Below are 13,728 nucleotides of genomic sequence, written 5' to 3'. Positions count from 1 at the left end.
GGGAACCGCATGGCAGGCGGACTCAGCCAGCCAGCGTGGCCAGTGCGGCATTGAGCGTCGCGCTGGGACGCATCGCCGCGGACAGCTTGGCGAAGTCCGGCTGGTAGTAGCCGCCGATGTCGACCGGCTTGCCCTGCACGGCGATCAGTTCCTCGACGATCTTCGCTTCGCCATCGGTCAGTGCCTGCGCCAGCGACGCGAACTTCGCCGCAAGCTCGGGGTCGGTGGTCTGCTCGGCCAGCGCCTGCGCCCAGTACAGCGCGATGTAGAAATGGCTGCCGCGGTTGTCGATCGTGCCCAGCTTGCGGCCCGGCGACTTGTCGTTGTCCAGGAACTTGCCGTTCGCCACGTCCAGCGCATCGGCCAGCACCTGCGCGCGCGCATTGCCGGTGGTGTTGGCGAGGTGCTCGAACGAGGCCGCCAGCGCCAGGAATTCGCCCAGCGAATCCCAGCGCAGGTAATCCTCTTCGACGTACTGCTGCACGTGCTTGGGCGCGCTGCCGCCGGCGCCGGTCTCGAACAGGCCGCCGCCGTTCATCAGCGGCACGATCGACAGCATCTTCGCGCTGGTGCCCAGCTCCATGATCGGGAACAGGTCGGTGAGGTAGTCGCGCAGCACGTTGCCGGTGGCGGCGATGGTGTCCTGGCCGGCACGGATGCGCTTGAGCGAATGCCGCATCGCCCGGATCGGGCTCATGATGCTGATGTCCAGGCCGCTGGTGTCGTGCTCGTTGAGGTACATGGCGACCTTGGCGGTCAGGCCGCGGTCGTGGTCGCGGCGCGGATCCAGCCAGAACACCACCGGTGTGCCGGAGAGGCGCGCGCGGGTCACGGCGAGCTTCACCCAGTCGCGGATCGGCGCGTCCTTGGTCTGGCACATGCGCCAGATGTCGCCGGCCTTGACCGGATGCTGCAGCAGCACGGTGCCGTGTTCGTCGATCACCCGCACGGTGCCGTCGCCGCTGATCTTGAAGGTCTTGTCGTGGCTGCCGTATTCCTCGGCGGCCTGCGCCATCAGGCCAACGTTGGGCACGCTGCCCATCGTCGCCGGGTCGAGCGCGCCGTGCTCGCGGCAGTCGTCGATCACCGCCTGGTAGATGCCTGCATAGTTGCGGTCGGGGATCACCGCCTTGGCGTCCTGCAGCTCGCCGGCCGCGTTCCACATGCCGCCGCTGTCGCGGATCATCGCCGGCATCGAGGCATCCACGATCACGTCGCTGGGCACGTGCAGGTTGGTGATGCCCTTGTCGGAATTCACCATCGCCAGGCCCGGACGCTGCGCGTACAGCGCGGCGAGGTCGGCCTCGATCCCGGCGCGTTGCGCCTCCGGCAGCTGGCCCAGCTTGGCGTAGAGGTCGCCGATGCCGTTGTTGGGGTCGAAGCCGATCTCCGCCATCGTCCGCGGGTGCTTTTCCAGCACCGGTGCGTAGAAGCGCGAGACCGCGATGCCGAAGATGATCGGATCGCTGACCTTCATCATGGTCGCCTTGAGGTGCAGCGAGAACAGCACGCCCTTCGCCTTCGCATCGTCGATCTGTGCGTCGATGAAGGCCGCCAGCGCCGCGGCGCTCATCACCGACGCGTCGATCATCTCGCCGGCGCGCACCGCCAACGGGCCGCGCAGCGGGAACACGCTGCCGGTGGCGCTGGTGAACTCGATGCGCAGGCTGCCGGCATTGACCATCGTGTAGGACTGTTCGCTGCCGTAGAAGTCGCCGTCCTCCATGTGCGCGACGTGCGACTTCGAGGCCCGCGTCCACTTGCCCATGCGGTGCGGATGCTTCCGTGCGTAGGCCTTCACCGCCTTCGGCGCGCGGCGGTCGGAATTGCCCTCGCGCAGGACCGGGTTGACCGCGCTGCCCATCGCCTTGGCGTAGCGCGCCTTGATGTCCTTCTCGCGCTCGCCCTGCGGCTCGTCCGGGTAATCCGGCAGCGCGTAGCCGTGCGCCTGAAGCTCGGTGATCGCGGCCTTGAGCTGCGGCACCGAGGCGCTGATGTTCGGCAGCTTGATGATGTTAGCTTCGGGCGTCTTCGCCAGTTCGCCGAGTTCGCGCAGGTCGTCGCTGTTGCGCTGGGCTTCCGGCAGCAGGTCGTTGAACTGGGCGACGATGCGCGCGGCCAGCGAAATGTCGCGGGTCTCCACGTCCACGCCGGCGGTGCGCGCGTAGGCCTGCACGATCGGCAGGAACGAAGCGGTGGCGAGGTAGGGAGCCTCGTCGGTGAGCGTGTACAGGATCTGGGCGGTCATGGCGGCTCGGCGGTCACGGCGAAGCCGCCATTGTCGGGCTTCGCGTCGCAACGGGCAAAGCATCCGCCTTGTCCACCGATCCTGTCCGGGACAGTCCAGCCGCGACAGAAACGAAAGGGCCCGGTCGCCCGGGCCCTTCGCCAACGTCAAGTGCTGCACCCCGCCTGCGCGGGGATGACATGCGCGCCAAGGCCCACGCGCGTTGCGCGTGGGCGCGCTTGCGTCACTTGACGTCGAACTCGCGGGTCTGCACCACGCTGCCGTCCAGCGAGACTTCGACCTTGTACTTGCCGGTCGGCCAGCCGTCCGGCTTGCTGATCTGGAAGTCGGTCACGCCGCTGCCGGCAAAGGCGATGTCGCGGCTTTCCTCGTGCACGGTCTGGCTGCTGTCCACGTGGGTCCACTTCACGCCCAGCTTGCCGGGCACGGTGGCGGCCGGGTCGCTGGTGGCGGTGCTGACCGCGGCGTAGATGGTGTCCTTGGGCGCAAAGCTGGACATCGGCGCGGTGACGCGCATGTCGGCGCCGACCGCGTTGCCCAAGTCGACCGCGCTGACCGATGCGGTGGCAGCCATCGGTGCGGGTGCCGGGGCGGTCGGTGCGGGTTCGGTCGCGACCGGCGGCAACGCGGCCGGTTCTTCCTTCTTCTTGCAGCCGACGAGGGCGGCACTGCCGATCATCGCGGCGAGCATGGCCATCTGGAGGCGATTGGGCTTCATGGGAATTCCTTTGGTAGCGTGTGGAAAGAGGGTGCGACTGGCCGCGCGTGGCGATCAGTCCTGCGCGTCGTCCTGCGGGATCTTCAACACCTGGCCCGGCTTGATCCGGTCCGGGTTGTCCAGCTGGTCGCGGTTGGCGTCATAGATGCGCTTCCAGTCCTGCCGGCCGTAGAACTGCTTGGCGATGGTGGACAGGTTGTCGCCCTTCTCGACGGTGTAGGTCTGTTGGCCGGTACTGCCGCCACCGCCTTCGCCGCCGGTGATGTCCTCGGTCGAAGCCACCTTCGATTCGACATTGGAAAAATCGGGCTTGACCTGTTCGGTGCTCTGCACGCCGCCCTGCACATTGGAAAAATCGGGTTTCTTGTCGTTGCTCATGCGTGGCTCCTTCCCGGATTCGGGCAGGGCACGCTGACACGCCAGCCGTTAAGGAAATATCGCGATGCCCGCGCTGTCGCGCGCTGCAGCTACTGGCGCAGGGTGCGCAGCGCGACCGGTGCGGCGATGCCCGCGCTCGCCCGCCAGGGATTGATGTCCAATCCGCCGCGGCGGGTGTAGCGCGCCTCCACCGACAGCCATTGCGGTGCGCAACGCGCCAGCACGTCCACGAAGATGCGCTCGACGCATTGCTCGTGGAACTCGGCATGGTCGCGGAACCCGACCAGGTAACGCAGCAGGCCGGCGCGGTCGATCCGCGGGCCGCGGTAACGCAAGGTCACATCGGCCCAGTCCGGTTGCCCGGTGACCGGGCAATTCGACTTCAGCAAGGCGCTGGCGAGGGTTTCCTCGACCACCTCTGCAGCATCGGCGACCAGCAAGGCGGCATCAGGCGCGTCGTATGCATCGATGGCGATGTCGAGCCCGTCGATGCTTTCGCCATCGATCGCGTCTTCAAACGGCGGCAGGCCGAAGATCATCGCCACCGGCGCGCCCGCGGCCTCGGTGAGATCCGCCTCGATCCGCGCGCGTACCGCCTCCGCATCGGTGAAGCGGCTGGCGTTGAATGAATTCAGGTAGAGCTTGAGCGACTTGGATTCGACCAGGTGCGGCGAGTCCGCCGGCACCTGCAGGGTCGCGGTGGCGACGCGCGGCTTGCCGCCCGCATCGAGCCACGACAACTCGTAGGCATTCCAGCGATCGTGGCCGATGAACGGCAGTGGCGCGGCCACCCCGATCGCCTCGCGGCCGAGCCGGCGCGGGATCGGGTAGAGCAGGCTGGCGTCGTAGTGCCGCGGGTAGGCGACCTCGCGGCCGAGCGGGGAGTGGTCGATGTCGCCCACGACGCAGCGACCGCGCTTACTTCACTTCGAACTGAACCAGCGCGATCGGCTGGCCATTGGCGTCGACTTCGACATTGTAGGTACCCGCCTCTGCCGGAATGTGTTCGAAGACGGCGAAGGCACCTGACATCGGTTTCAGCTCTTCATGGCGTGAACGCCCATCGTGGAACCAGAAAATCTCCAGCTTGTCGCCGCTCTTGCGACCGAACTTCGCAGGTACGGAGATATAGACCTTTTGCCCGACCTCGAACGTGCGCACTTCGGTGATGATCTCGCCTCTTCCGTCCACCTCGGCCCCGACCTTGGCCGCGTCCGGGGAGACCATGACCGACTGGACGCCGTCGCCTTGGTCCTGCACCGTCTTGTTGTCGTCGACGGCCTTGGGGACTTCGGGCCCCTGGCGGTTGCAGGCGACCAGGGCCAGCAGGAGCAGGGCGGATCCGGCGATGCGGAGCGTGGACGTCATGGAAGGCCTCTGGATCGGAGCAAGGGGTGGGATTCTAGGGGAGTTCCGGCGCCGGCATGGCCGGTTCAGGTGCCATGTTCATGGGCGAGATAAGCCGTGGACTGCATCTCCACCAGCCGTGACGCGGTGCGCTCGAACGCCGCAATCAGGCGCTCGCCGGCGTACAGGTCCATCGGCGCGGCTTCGGCGGTGCAGACCAGGTTGACGTGGCGGTCGTACAGTTCGTCGACCAGGTGGACGAAGCGGCGCGCTGCATCGTCGCGGCTGGCGTCCATGCGCGGGATGCCGGCGATCAGCACGGTATGGAATTCGCGGGCGACCTCGATGTAGTCGGCATTCCCGCGCGGGCCTTCGCACAGTGCTGCGAAGTCGAACCAGCACAGGCCCTTGCTGCGCGCGCGGACCGGGATGCGCCGGCCGTCGATGACGATGCCGGCATCCACATGGCCGTCGTCGCCGCCGAGTTCGCGCCAGCGCTGCTGCAGCCAAGTATCCGAGCCCGCGTCCAGCGGCGTGCGGTACACCGGCGAGCGGGTCAGCGCGCGCAGCCGGTAGTCGGTGTCGCTGACCAGTTCGACCACATTGCAGTGCTGCTCGATCAGCGCGATCGCCGGCAGGAAGCGCGCGCGCTGCAGGCCGTCCTTGTAGAGGTCGGTCGGCGCAGCATTGGAGCTGGTCACCAGCACGATCCCCTCGGCGAACATCCGATCCAGCAGGCGCCCCAGCAACATCGCGTCGCCGATGTCGCTGACGAAGAATTCGTCCAGTACCAGCACCCGCACCGAGCGCCGCCATTCGCGGGCGATCGCCACCAGCGGGTCGCGCTCGCCGGCGTGGTCGCGCAGGCGCTGGTGGACGTCGCGCATGAAACGGTGGAAATGGGTACGGCGCTTCTCCGGGAACGGCAGGCCGGCGAAGAACAGGTCGATCAGGAAGGTCTTGCCGCGGCCCACGCCGCCCCACAGGTACAGGCCCTGCGGTGCGGGCGGAGGGGCATTGCCGAACAGCCGCTGGAACACGCCGCGGGTCGGCACCGGCACCTGCAGCGCGGCGTGGATGCGATCCAGCGCAAGCAAGGCCGGTTGCTGCGCCGGGTCGTGCTGCCAGTCGCCGCGGGCCACGCCATCGGCATAGCGGCGCGAGGGAAGCGTGGCATCGCTCATGCGGCAGGCGGCACCGGCAGCCATTCGCGCACGCCGTGCTTCACCGCGCCGCGCAGGTCGATCAGCTTGCGGTGGAAGAAATGGCTGGTGTCCGGCATCTTCACCAGCACGGGCGGGCGCGGCAGCCTGGCGACCCAGTCGAACACCGCGCCGGCGTCCACGATTTCGTCGGCCTCGCCCTGGATGACCAGCCACGGGATGGCGGGGATGGCGACGTCGTCGAACGACCAGCCGCGCCCGACCGGCGGGGCGATCAAGATCAGTGCGCCCGCGCCCAGTTCGACCGCGCCGCGCAGCGCCACCCACGCACCGAAGCTGAAGCCGGCCAGCCACAGCGTCTTGTCCGGATGCGCGGCGCGCGCCCACGCGGCGACCGCGCGCAGGTCGTCCAGTTCGCCGCGGCCATCGTCGAAGCTGCCTTCGGACTGGCCCACACCGCGGAAGTTGAAGCGCAGGGTGGCGATGCCGGATTCGCGCAATGCGCGCGCGGCCATCGTCACCACCTTGTTGTGCATGCTGCCGCCCTCGGTGGGCAGCGGGTGGCAGACGATCGCCAGCACCGGCTGTGGCGTGGTGTCGGTCTCGGGCAGGTCGAAAGCGGCTTCGATGCGGCCGGCGGGTCCGGTGATCAGCAAGGCCTCGTCGGCGCTGGCCGGGGCGGCAGGGGATTCGCTCATGCAGCCATGATGCCGGAGGAACGGTGAAACGCCGAAGACAGCCCGCGAAACCCGTGCCCCGGAAACGCGAACGCCGCCCGCAGGCGGCGTTCGCGCGGCTCGGCTCGGCGCTTACTTGCTCTGCGCCACCATCCATTCCACGGTGGCCTTGATCTGCTCGTCAGTCAGGGCCGGGTTGCCGCCCTTGGCCGGCATCACCCCGGCGCTGCCGGTGAAACCGTTGATGGCCTGGGTGACCAGGGTATCGATGCCCTGTTCGGCCAGACGCGCGCCGATCCCGGCCGCATCCAGCTTCGGCGCGCCGCCGATGCCGGCGGTATGGCAGCCGGTGCAGGTGCTGTTGTTGAAGATCTCGGCACCGTCGGTGCGGCCATCGAACGGGATGTTGGCGAGCAACGATGCCTGCGCGGCGGCCGCGGCCGCGGCCTGCGCGGCAGCACCGGTCGCGCCGGCATAGACGTCGCCCACCGGGGCGATCCGTGCCAGCAGGCGTTGCTGGATCGCCGGATCCTGCGTATGCACCACCTTGGTGTTCAGGTAGTAGGCGAACAGGATCAGGCCCAAGGTGACCAGCGCCAGAAAGGCGAGGACCAACGAGAAGCGCTTGAGGAATTCAAGGTCGTAGTTGCGCACGATCCACCTGGGTCCGGAGTCCGGCCGAAGCCGCCAAACCGCGGATTATCCCAGAACAGCCCGTGCAGCGCGAGATTGCCCGTCTCCCGGCCTCCGAGGACTGCCGGCGCGGTCGAGTTGCGGTCTTTGGCGAGCGGGATCGAGCCCCTTCTTCACTGAGGCTTGGCCAGGATGGCAGTCCCCGCATTCAGCCAAGGCCAAGCGTGTCCGATGTCAAAGTTTCTATTGACACGAAATGGCGTGGTGGCGATAACTAGGAGCTGAAAGAGTCCTTTGTGTGCCGGGAAATGGGCGTGCGTGGGGCTCTCTTCCGGTGGGAATCCAGCGCAGGTAAGTAGGTGCCGCGATCCATGGCGGCATGGCGCGCTTTCCCTTCTGCCGGGCAGCCGCGGCATACAAATTCAGCTATCGACCTTGGGGGTCAAATGAGCAATATCCGGAACGTGAGCGAGTCGGCGAAGACGAAGCGCAGCCGCACCATCAAGCTGGCTCCCATGACTCGTGCCGTGCGCTCGGCGCTGGCCGTTTCGGCGATGGCCCTGGCGCTTGGCGCCAGTGGCGGTGCCTTCGCAGCCGGGCACAAGTTGCCGCCGGTGCAAGCACAGGTCCTGCAGGTCGAGCGCGCCGCGCTCGATTTTGCCCCGGTGTTCGACCTGACCACGGTTGCTTCGGGCATGTCCGCCGCTGTGTCGACCGCAGTGGTCCCGACCATGATCAGCGTGGCCGAGGACGGTGACGTGGTGATCGACAACGCCGACCCGATCGCCGAGTACGGCTTCTACGGCGCCACCGCCATCAGCGGCTACAGCGTGTACGGCAACGTCGACATCACCAACCAGCCGGGTGCCGACCTGACCGCCGCCACCTACTCCGGCAACGGCATCGGCATTTACGGATATGCGCTCGAAGGCGACGTCTCCATCGACAATGGTGCCGACATCTTCGCGTACTCCGCCTACGGCTTGGCCGATGGCATCTTCGCGTCGGGTGCGAACGTCGACGTGGCCAATTCCGGGGCGATCGAGACTTACGGCTACACGTGGTCGGCGGGCATCGAGGCACAGGGTGCCGATTCGGTCTCCGTGACCAATAGTGGCGACATTACGGCGACGGCATCCGGCTTCTATCAGGGGTATGTCTACTCATACCTGTACCAGGCCGGCGGCGTGTTCGCTTACACGCCGGGCGGTGACGCCTTCGGCATCTATGCGACGGCTGGTGAGGGCGGTGCGACGGTCGACAACAGCGGCAACATCGAGGTGCAGGGCGGCTACGTCACCGGCATCGAGGTGCAGTCCGGCGGCGACATCGCGGTGACCAACAGCGGCGACATCGTGGCGGGAAGTGGCCTGACCATCGATCAGGTCTATTACTACGACCCGATCCAGGCGGTCTACGTCTACTACAACGGCACCCAGGTCGCGACCGGCATCAATGCGACCAGCAATGGCGAAGGCGCACACGTTGCGGTGAGCAACAGCGGCGACATCACTGCCGATGCGATCTTCGGTGCCACCGGCATCGCGGCGACCTCGGGCGGCTATGGCGGCACCGCCAGCGTGGAGAACAGCGGCGACATCGCGGTCTCGCAATACAACAATGCCGGCTATGGTGCCTATGGCATCGCGGTGTCGGCGGATGGCGACGGCTCGATCGACAACAGCGGCAACATCCAGGTGGTGTCCGGCGGCGCGGCCTACGGCGAGATCGTGTTGTCGTTCGCCGGCGACGCCAGCGTGACCAACTCGGGCGACATCGATGTCACCACGACCGGCAGCAAGTACTACAACGCGACCGGCATCACGGTTTTCGCCGGCAACGGCAGCGCCAGCGTGGACAACAGCGGCGACGTGTCCGCCTACTCGGCCGGCATTCTCTATTCCTCGACCCGCGCGGTGGACGCGCAGGGCCAGCAGGGCGCGACGGTCACCAACAGTGGCTCGCTGTACGCGAACGGCAAGTACGCCTACGGCGTGTACGCGCAGTCGTCGGGCGGCGACGTGGCGGTGACCAATGCCGATGGCGGCGAGATTGGCTTCTACTCCTACTCGGGCACCGGCTTCGGCGTGCTGGCCATCGCCGCCACTGGCGATGTGAACATTGCCAACGATGGCGTGATCGAAGGCTATGCCTACGGGCAGTCGGCGGGTGTATTCGGCCTTGCGCAGGAAGGTGACGTGACTGTCACCAGCAGCGGTGCGATCTCGGTGATCACCGGCGGCGACGCGGCAGTGGGCATCTTCGCGCGTGCCGACTATGGCACCGCGACCGTCGACAACAGTGGCGACATCTACGCCAGCGTGATTGGCGTGAACGGTTTCTACGGCGATGTGGCCTACGGCATCATCGCCCGCGGCAACTACGCCGAAGTGAGCAACTCCGGCAACATCGAGGCGACCGGCTATTACGCCGTGGCCGGCATCGTGGCGAACTCGTATTACGGCACGACGGTGAACAATACAGGCGGCAGCATCGACGTCTTCGCGATGGGCACGGCGTACGGCATCGACGCGCGATCCTCGTATGGCGACGTGACGGTGGGCAACGCCAGCGACATCGATGCCGCCGGTTTTTACCTCGGCGCCAAGGGCATCAACACCTATGCCTACGGCGATGTGGCCATCGACAACAGCGGCGACATCTATGCCGGCTCGCTGGGCGGCGATGCGATCGGCATCTACGGCTATTCGATCGCCGGCGACGTCAGCATCGACAACAGCGGTGCCATTGAAGCAGTTTCGTATTACGGTCTGGCCGATGGCATCTTCGCCTCCGGCGCCAACGTCGACGTGACCAACTCCGGCGCGATCGAGGTCTATGGCTACACTTGGGCGGCCGGCATCGAGGCGCAGGGCGCGGACAGCGCGACCGTCAGCAACTCTGGCGACATCACCGTCGCTGCCCCGGGCTTCCTGCAGGTCCAGGATTACTACGGTCCCATCGGCTACGCGCCTGGCGTACAGGCGTTTGGCATCTATGCGACCGGCGGCGAAGGCGGGGTCGACCTCACCAACAGCGGCAACATCACGGTCGACGCAGGTTATGTCACCGGCATCGAGGTGCAGTCGAGCGGGGACATCAACGTCACCAACAGTGGCGATATCGTCGCCGGTTCGGGCTACAACACCAGCTACAACGCGGACACGGGCTACTACTACTTCTATGGCACCCAGGTCGCGACCGGCATCAATGCCTCCGGCAATGGTGAGGGCGCGCACGTTGCGGTGACCAACAGCGGCGACATCACCGCGGACGGCATCTTCGGTGCCAGCGGCATCGCGGCGACCTCGGGCGGCTACGGCGGCACCGCCAGCGTCGACAACAGCGGCAATATCAGCGTCTTGCAGAACCAGAAGTACGGCTACGGTGCCTATGGCATCGTGGTGTCGGCCGATGACGACGGCGCGGCCGACAATAGCGGCTCGATCGAGGTCTACTCTGGCGGTATCGCCAACGGCGCTACCGCGCTGTCCTTCGCCGGCAACGCCAGCGTGACCAACAGCGGCGACATCAATGTCGAGAACTCGGCGCAGAAGTACTACGCGGCCAGCGGCATCGTGGCGTTCGCCGGCAATGGCGACGCGATGGCAGACAACAGCGGCGACATCAATGCCGTCAGCGGCTACTGGGCGACTGGCATCGATGCGCGCAGCTTCGGCGACACGACCGTCGACAACAGCGGCTCCATGTACGCGAACGGTGCCAAGTACGCGTTCGGCATCTACGCCACCGCCGGCACCGGCGACGTGTCGGTCACCAATGCGGATGGCGGCGAGATCGGGTTCTACTCGTACAGCGGCCGTGGCTGGGGCGTATTCGGCTACGCCAACAACGGCGACGTGAACGTCACCAACGACGGCACCATCAGCGGTTATGCCTACGGCCAGTCCGCCGGTATCTTCGGCCGCGCGGGCCTGGGCGACGTCAACGTCACCAACACCGGCTCCATCGAAGTGATCTCGGGGGCAATGTGGCCGTGGGCGTGTTCGCCCGCGCCGACTACGGCACCGCGGCGGTCAACAACGGCGGCGACATCGACGCCAGCGTCGAGGGCGTGAACGGTTACATCGGCGACTACGCCTACGGTGTGTTGGCGAATGGCGAGTACGCGCAAGTCAGCAATTCAGGCAGCATCAATGCGCTCGGCTACTACACCGCCACCGGCATCGCGGCGCGCTCGCTCTACGGCACCACGGTCAGCACTACTGCAAGCAGCGAGATCGAGGCGTACTCGCTGTATGTCACGATCGGCATCGAAGGCCGCTCCGAGTACGGCAACGTCACGGTGACGAATGCCGGCGACATCGCGGTGGAAGGCCTCCTCGGCGGCGCCGTCGGCATCCAGGCCTATAGCGGCCCTGGGATCATTGTCGATGATGAGCTCGTGTTCGGTGATGTCGTCGTCGCCAACGCCGGCCACGTGACCGCCGATTCCGAATACGGCATCGCGATCGGCGTCAGCGGGTACGCCGCGATGGGCGACACCACGGTGTCCAACAGCGGATCGATCCAGGCGAATGGCTACATCGGCGCCTACGGTATTTATGCAGGTGCCTACGGCGATGTGATCGTCAACAACGGGGGCACAGTCGGAGCCAGCGCCGCGCCGGGTGGGCTGGCCGCAGGCGTCCTGATGCAGTCGCTGTATGGCACTTCCACCCTCAATAACGCGGCGTCCGGCGTGATTGGTGCAAGTGGCGACGAAGGCTATGCGTTCGCGGTGATGGGCAGCGATGCCGTCGACACCATCAACAACAGCGGCCGCATTACCGGCGCGCTGGCCCTGTACGGCGGCAACGACGTGTTCAACAACCGCAGCGGTGGCGTGTGGAGCTCCGGCGGCACCATGAGCACCGATTTCGGAGACGGCAACGACACCCTCAACAACCTGAGCGGTGGTCTGGTCGACATCCTGAGTGGCGCGATTACCTTCGGTGCCGGTGACGACACCTTGGCCAATGCCGGCACCGTGCGGACCGGCACCGGCGGCACGATCAGCTTCGGTGACGGCAATGACACCCTGGCCAACGCCAGCACCGGCCTCATCGACGTGGTCGGCGGCACCATCGCGACGGAAGAGGGCAACGACACCATCACCAACTTCGGTACCTTCCGCCTGACCGGCGGCACGGTGACGATGGGGGCGGGCACCAATGCCTTCACCAACGCGGGCATTCTCAAGGCGTTGGGCAACAGCGCGGTAGACGTCGGTGCCGGCGGCACTCTGACCAACGTCAACGCGATCGACCTGATCGATAACGCGGCCAATGACACCCTGAACCTGACCGGCACGCTGGCAGGCAATGGTGCGTTGAACATCGACGTCAATCTGCTGACCAGTACCGCCGACCAGTTGGTGGTCACCGGCAATGTTGCCGCCAATGCAGTGCAGACAGTCAACGTGCTGTTCCCGGGCTTGCCGACCACGGCGCAAAGCTCCGCGGTGTTCGCGCGCGTGAGCGGCACCTCCGCAGCGTCCAACTTCGTCGCTGGGCAGGTAGTCGGCTACAGCCCGGCGAACTTCCTGGACCTCGACCTCACTATCAGCAGCCAGATCAATGCCGCCAACACCGCAGCCGACGTGTTCTCAATCAACGTCGACGTGGCCGGCCTGAGCGACAGCGGTTCGCTGGCGGCCTCGGTGGCCTCGGGTGCGGCCGGCTTCCTCAACGATCAGGTCGGCACTTTCCGCCAGCGCCTGGGCGTGAACCCCTATGGCGATGCCGGCAAGGTGATGAGCGCCTTCGTCCGCGTCTACACCAGCGAAGGCGATGTCAACCAGGCGCATGTGGCAGCCAACTTCGGTCAGGGCGGCAATTTCGCCTATGACCAGGCGAGTTGGGGTCGCGAGGTCGGCGTCAACGCCAATCTGTTCGGCAACTTCCACGCGGGTGTGGTGCTGGGCACGGCGGACAGCCGCCAGCGCCTGACCGGTGGGGGCGTCGGCCAGAACCGCATGGACGGCATGACCTGGGGTGCGTACGCGACCTGGTACGTGCCGCAGGGCTTCTATGTCGACCTGACCCATCGCCAGATGGCGGTGGACGTGGAATCGACCTCGATCGCCGGCCTGCTGCAAACCCGTGCGCACACCTCGTCGAAGAGCCTGGAAGCGGGTTACGAGTGGGCTGTGGGCGGCTTCAACATCGTCCCGCAGGTGCAGTACACGCGGACCGAAGTGGAAGACATCCGGGCAATTGCGTTCGACCGCGCGACCTTCGAGGGCCACGGCGGCGTCTCGGAGCGTGGCCGGGTAGGCGTGGAGCTCAACAAGACCTTCACCTCCGGCAACCTGCGCTGGACGCCGTACGGCTCGATCAACGCGATCCGCGAGTTCGATGGCGAGATGAACTACACCGTGGGCACAAACTTCTTCGGTGCCACCAGCACCAAGGGCACGAGCTCCATGGCGGAACTCGGCTTGGGCCTGCAGGCCGGTGGCTGGGGCTTCACCCTCGGTGCCAACTGGACCGATGGCGGTGCCTTCAAGAGCGCGGTCAGCGGGCAGGCCAACATCCGCTTCGCCTGGTAATGGTTTGATGG

At 66.5% G+C, this 13,728-nt stretch carries 10 protein-coding genes; 2 read left to right on the top strand and 8 right to left on the bottom strand.

The features are described from left to right. Positions 1-22: 22 nt before the first annotated feature. The 8 genes from H9L16_RS05045 to H9L16_RS05010 all read right to left on the bottom strand — a co-directional run bounded on the left by H9L16_RS05045 (position 23) and on the right by H9L16_RS05010 (position 7,185). The gene (locus H9L16_RS05045; RefSeq protein WP_229796548.1) at positions 23-2,248 is read right to left on the bottom strand and encodes an NADP-dependent isocitrate dehydrogenase; all 2,226 of its coding nucleotides are present in this window, start codon (positions 2,246-2,248) and stop codon (positions 23-25) included. A gap of 223 nt (positions 2,249-2,471) precedes the next feature. Further along, on the bottom strand, positions 2,472-2,966 hold the full coding sequence (locus H9L16_RS05040; protein ID WP_187553466.1) for a hypothetical protein: 495 nt from the start codon (positions 2,964-2,966) through the stop codon (positions 2,472-2,474). A 54-nt stretch (positions 2,967-3,020) separates the two neighbouring features. After that, a complete protein-coding gene (locus H9L16_RS05035) occupies positions 3,021-3,344 on the bottom strand; it encodes a LysM peptidoglycan-binding domain-containing protein (RefSeq protein ID WP_187553465.1) in 324 nt (107 codons plus the stop codon). 89 nt (positions 3,345-3,433) lie between these two features. Further along, a complete protein-coding gene (gene queF / locus H9L16_RS05030; RefSeq protein WP_187553464.1) occupies positions 3,434-4,246 on the bottom strand; it encodes an NADPH-dependent 7-cyano-7-deazaguanine reductase QueF in 813 nt (270 codons plus the stop codon). A 16-nt stretch (positions 4,247-4,262) separates the two neighbouring features. Next, positions 4,263-4,712, bottom strand: a complete 450-nt coding sequence (locus H9L16_RS05025; RefSeq protein WP_187553463.1) for a hypothetical protein — start codon at positions 4,710-4,712, stop codon at positions 4,263-4,265. 65 nt (positions 4,713-4,777) lie between these two features. Further along, the gene (zapE, locus tag H9L16_RS05020) at positions 4,778-5,875 is read right to left on the bottom strand and encodes a cell division protein ZapE (protein ID WP_187553462.1); all 1,098 of its coding nucleotides are present in this window, start codon (positions 5,873-5,875) and stop codon (positions 4,778-4,780) included. Next, positions 5,872-6,552, bottom strand: a complete 681-nt coding sequence (locus tag H9L16_RS05015) for an alpha/beta hydrolase (protein ID WP_187553461.1) — start codon at positions 6,550-6,552, stop codon at positions 5,872-5,874. Before H9L16_RS05015 ends, zapE begins: the two co-directional genes overlap by 4 nt. Before the next feature lie 111 nt (positions 6,553-6,663). After that, positions 6,664-7,185: a c-type cytochrome gene (locus tag H9L16_RS05010; RefSeq protein WP_187553460.1), complete on the bottom strand. Its 522-nt coding sequence runs from the start codon at positions 7,183-7,185 to the stop codon at positions 6,664-6,666. 425 nt (positions 7,186-7,610) lie between these two features. On the opposite strand from H9L16_RS05010, the gene H9L16_RS05005 reads away from it, so the two are divergent. Both H9L16_RS05005 and H9L16_RS05000 read left to right on the top strand, forming a co-directional pair. Next, positions 7,611-11,243, top strand: a complete 3,633-nt coding sequence (locus tag H9L16_RS05005; RefSeq protein WP_187553459.1) for a beta strand repeat-containing protein — start codon at positions 7,611-7,613, stop codon at positions 11,241-11,243. Continuing rightward, the gene (locus tag H9L16_RS05000; protein WP_187553458.1) at positions 11,162-13,717 is read left to right on the top strand and encodes an autotransporter outer membrane beta-barrel domain-containing protein; all 2,556 of its coding nucleotides are present in this window, start codon (positions 11,162-11,164) and stop codon (positions 13,715-13,717) included. The genes H9L16_RS05005 and H9L16_RS05000 overlap by 82 nt, the downstream gene beginning before the upstream one ends. Positions 13,718-13,728: the final 11 nt, after the last annotated feature.

This window comes from Thermomonas carbonis (assembly GCF_014396975.1).
Taxonomy (GTDB): Bacteria; Pseudomonadota; Gammaproteobacteria; order Xanthomonadales; family Xanthomonadaceae; genus Thermomonas; species Thermomonas carbonis.
The sequence above is the reverse complement of the archived record's forward strand: the minus strand, read 5'-3'. Positions and strand labels throughout refer to the sequence as shown.

Coding starts and splice junctions, on each gene's coding strand:
- H9L16_RS05045 (WP_229796548.1), bottom strand. CDS start 2,248: ATGACCGCCCAGATCCTGTACACGCTCACCGACGAGGCTCCCTACCTC.
- H9L16_RS05040 (WP_187553466.1), bottom strand. CDS start 2,966: ATGAAGCCCAATCGCCTCCAGATGGCCATGCTCGCCGCGATGATCGGC.
- H9L16_RS05035 (WP_187553465.1), bottom strand. CDS start 3,344: ATGAGCAACGACAAGAAACCCGATTTTTCCAATGTGCAGGGCGGCGTG.
- H9L16_RS05025 (WP_187553463.1), bottom strand. CDS start 4,712: ATGACGTCCACGCTCCGCATCGCCGGATCCGCCCTGCTCCTGCTGGCC.
- zapE (WP_187553462.1), bottom strand. CDS start 5,875: ATGAGCGATGCCACGCTTCCCTCGCGCCGCTATGCCGATGGCGTGGCC.
- H9L16_RS05015 (WP_187553461.1), bottom strand. CDS start 6,552: ATGAGCGAATCCCCTGCCGCCCCGGCCAGCGCCGACGAGGCCTTGCTG.
- H9L16_RS05005 (WP_187553459.1), top strand. CDS start 7,611: ATGAGCAATATCCGGAACGTGAGCGAGTCGGCGAAGACGAAGCGCAGC.